The 2382-nt window shown below is 33.2% G+C and carries 2 protein-coding genes and 1 pseudogene; all 3 read left to right on the forward strand.

Annotated elements, in window-relative coordinates; all coding sequences use genetic code 11:
• Positions 1-617, forward strand: a pseudogene (locus tag HMPREF0693_RS07640) (hypothetical protein); the annotation flags it as partial.
• Between the two features lie 23 nt (positions 618-640).
• Positions 641-1912 (forward strand): hypothetical protein, encoded by a 1272-nt coding sequence (locus HMPREF0693_RS07645; RefSeq protein ID WP_036932279.1) that lies wholly within the window; start codon positions 641-643, stop codon positions 1910-1912.
• Positions 1909-2301 carry a thioredoxin family protein gene (locus tag HMPREF0693_RS07650; protein WP_004244639.1) on the forward strand — a complete coding sequence of 131 codons (393 nt, stop codon included), beginning with the start codon at positions 1909-1911 and terminating at the stop codon, positions 2299-2301. Before HMPREF0693_RS07645 ends, HMPREF0693_RS07650 begins: the two co-directional genes overlap by 4 nt.
• Positions 2302-2382 lie beyond the last annotated feature (81 nt).

Genomic DNA, 2382 nt, shown 5'->3' on the forward strand with positions numbered 1-2382 from the left:
ATGGTGACTATGCAAACCCTAAAAATATCAAATGTGTTGGTGGATATGCTTATTATGTTGGCTCTGCACGCAAAATTTATAAACGTGTGGATATTGGGAAATGGCAGAGAATTCAACATGGGATACCAGGAGGAGAAACCAATACAGATATGGGGTTCACTGATCTCGATGGTTTTTCTGAGCAGGATATGTATGCCGTTGGCGGTGAAGGCGATGTTTGGCATTATAATGGCGAAATCTGGATCCCCTGTGGTTTTCCCTCTAATGAGCAATTAAGTGCAGTTTTATGCGCCCCTGATGGTTATGTGTATATTGGCGGTGAAGGGGGCAGTTTATGGTGTGGGCGTGAATATCAATGGGAAAAACTTTATCACGGCAGTTCGACTATTTTACTGAATCAGTTACGCTGGTTTGAAGATAAAGTATGGGCATGTGATGACTACCGTTTACAGTGTTGGAATGGTAAAGAAATGGTCCGTCCCAAGGATGGTGATAAAAATGTTATCGCCTCAGGTCATATGGATGTCCGCGATGGGATTTTAGTTGTAGCTGATGATTATAATGTTGATCTGTATGATGGAACCGCTTGGCATAAGATAGTAAGGCCTTATAAATAATAGGATTATTGAGTGGATAAATTATGTCAACAATTATGTTTCCAACCCCACCCCCGATAATTAGACAGCATCTGAACAATGCAATCTTTTATTATAAGACTTTGTATGAAAGTCGTTATTCGTCATTAATTAATGTGGATAAATTTAATTATTTTAATGCATTATTAAATGCTAATATTGATGGCTTATGTTATGCAAAAGAAAAAGGTTTAGATGAAGCTCGAATCGCACTATTACGTTGGAAAGGACATGAGGAAGCTTTTATCTATACTTTACTTTTTAATGAGTTAGATAGTGAAAAAGAGTTTGATAGTTTTTGGTTGATGATAAAAGAACTAGGATTTAATGCTGTTATTGGTTCGTTGGAGGCACTGCTCCGTGTTGAGATAAACGCTAGAACTACACAATTAGCGCTGCTGAAAGAACGAGAGCCTGACATATTCATTGTCGCTTTATTAAAAATAAAAGCACATCATCAGGAGCTAATCCATCATGATAAATTATTATATTATTTAAATCTTCCCTCAAAAGAAATTAAAATCGCATTATGTTATTATGTAAAAAAAATGAAGCTAATAAGCTTTTCCGAAAATATTAGAATGTTAGTAAATAGCTCGACAGATATCGCTGTAAAATATGCTGCCATAGATGCGATGTGTTGGCTTTCAAATGATAATGAATATAATTATATTGCGTTATCTCAACTTTTACCATTATATTTGGAAGAGAATAAACCTAAAGGAAATCAAAGCTTAATTCATTCTCAAAAAATAGAAAGCTTAGTCCGTTTAATGGGATGTATATCGTCCAATAATAATAAAATAATAGCACCTCCGAGTTTGTATCCTGAATATTTGAATATTATTTATTATACTCATTCATGTCATGCAGAATATCTTCCTGATCTTATCAATTATCTAGATAATCCCGAATTATCGAGGCTGGCTTATAAGGGAATTTGTATTCTTACAGGTATTGATGTCAATTCGCCTGAATTAACATACTCTTCTCCTGAAAAAGTTGAATTAGCTGTGGATAGTCGAGTTCGTTTCCTTTCTTCAGGTGTTAATAATATTAATATTAAAAAGGTTAAAGAAACCATAAAGTTATTGAACTTAAAAGGAAAAATTATTCTTGGTAAACCAGTATCTATTCAACATTGTGAAAAGATTATTAAAAAGGGTTATCAGCTTGAAAGGCATATAGCAAATTGGCATTTATGTCATATGAATAAAGAAAATAAATATAATGATTTTTGTTTTTTTAATCGAATTAAAAATAAGGAGTTGATATGATTAATTATCCAGATTTAAATAAAGATAATATTCGCTATCAATCAGCTTTTGGAAAAAAATTAGTAATAAGCTTTTGTGCATCTTGGTGTAATAATTGTGAATCATGGAAAGATACTTTTACGCTACTCTCTGAAAAGTTTATTGATGACTGTTTTATTTGGATTGATATTGATGAATATCCAGAGTTAGTCAGTGAGATTGACCTTGATATAATCCCTGTTCTTCTTATACAAAAAAAAGAGGATATCCATTTTTTGGGCCCCATTAGGCCAGGATTGGAAACAATTGTGAGTATTCTAAATTCAGATAAAGTAATGAAAGTTGAATTTGATCCCGGAATTAGAGATTATTTAATTGCCCCCGACCTCCCTAAAAGGACGATATATTAATTTACTAAAATGAATAATAGGGGAAAGTAACCAAGTGATTGACAATTGACGACACGGGTAAAGGGCTTGAGAATGAAAATA

Origin of the sequence: Proteus mirabilis ATCC 29906, from assembly GCF_000160755.1 — a bacterium.
Classification (GTDB): Bacteria; Pseudomonadota; Gammaproteobacteria; order Enterobacterales; family Enterobacteriaceae; genus Proteus; species Proteus mirabilis.

Coding starts and splice junctions, on each gene's coding strand:
- HMPREF0693_RS07645 (WP_036932279.1), top strand. CDS start 641: ATGTCAACAATTATGTTTCCAACCCCACCCCCGATAATTAGACAGCAT.
- HMPREF0693_RS07650 (WP_004244639.1), top strand. CDS start 1,909: ATGATTAATTATCCAGATTTAAATAAAGATAATATTCGCTATCAATCA.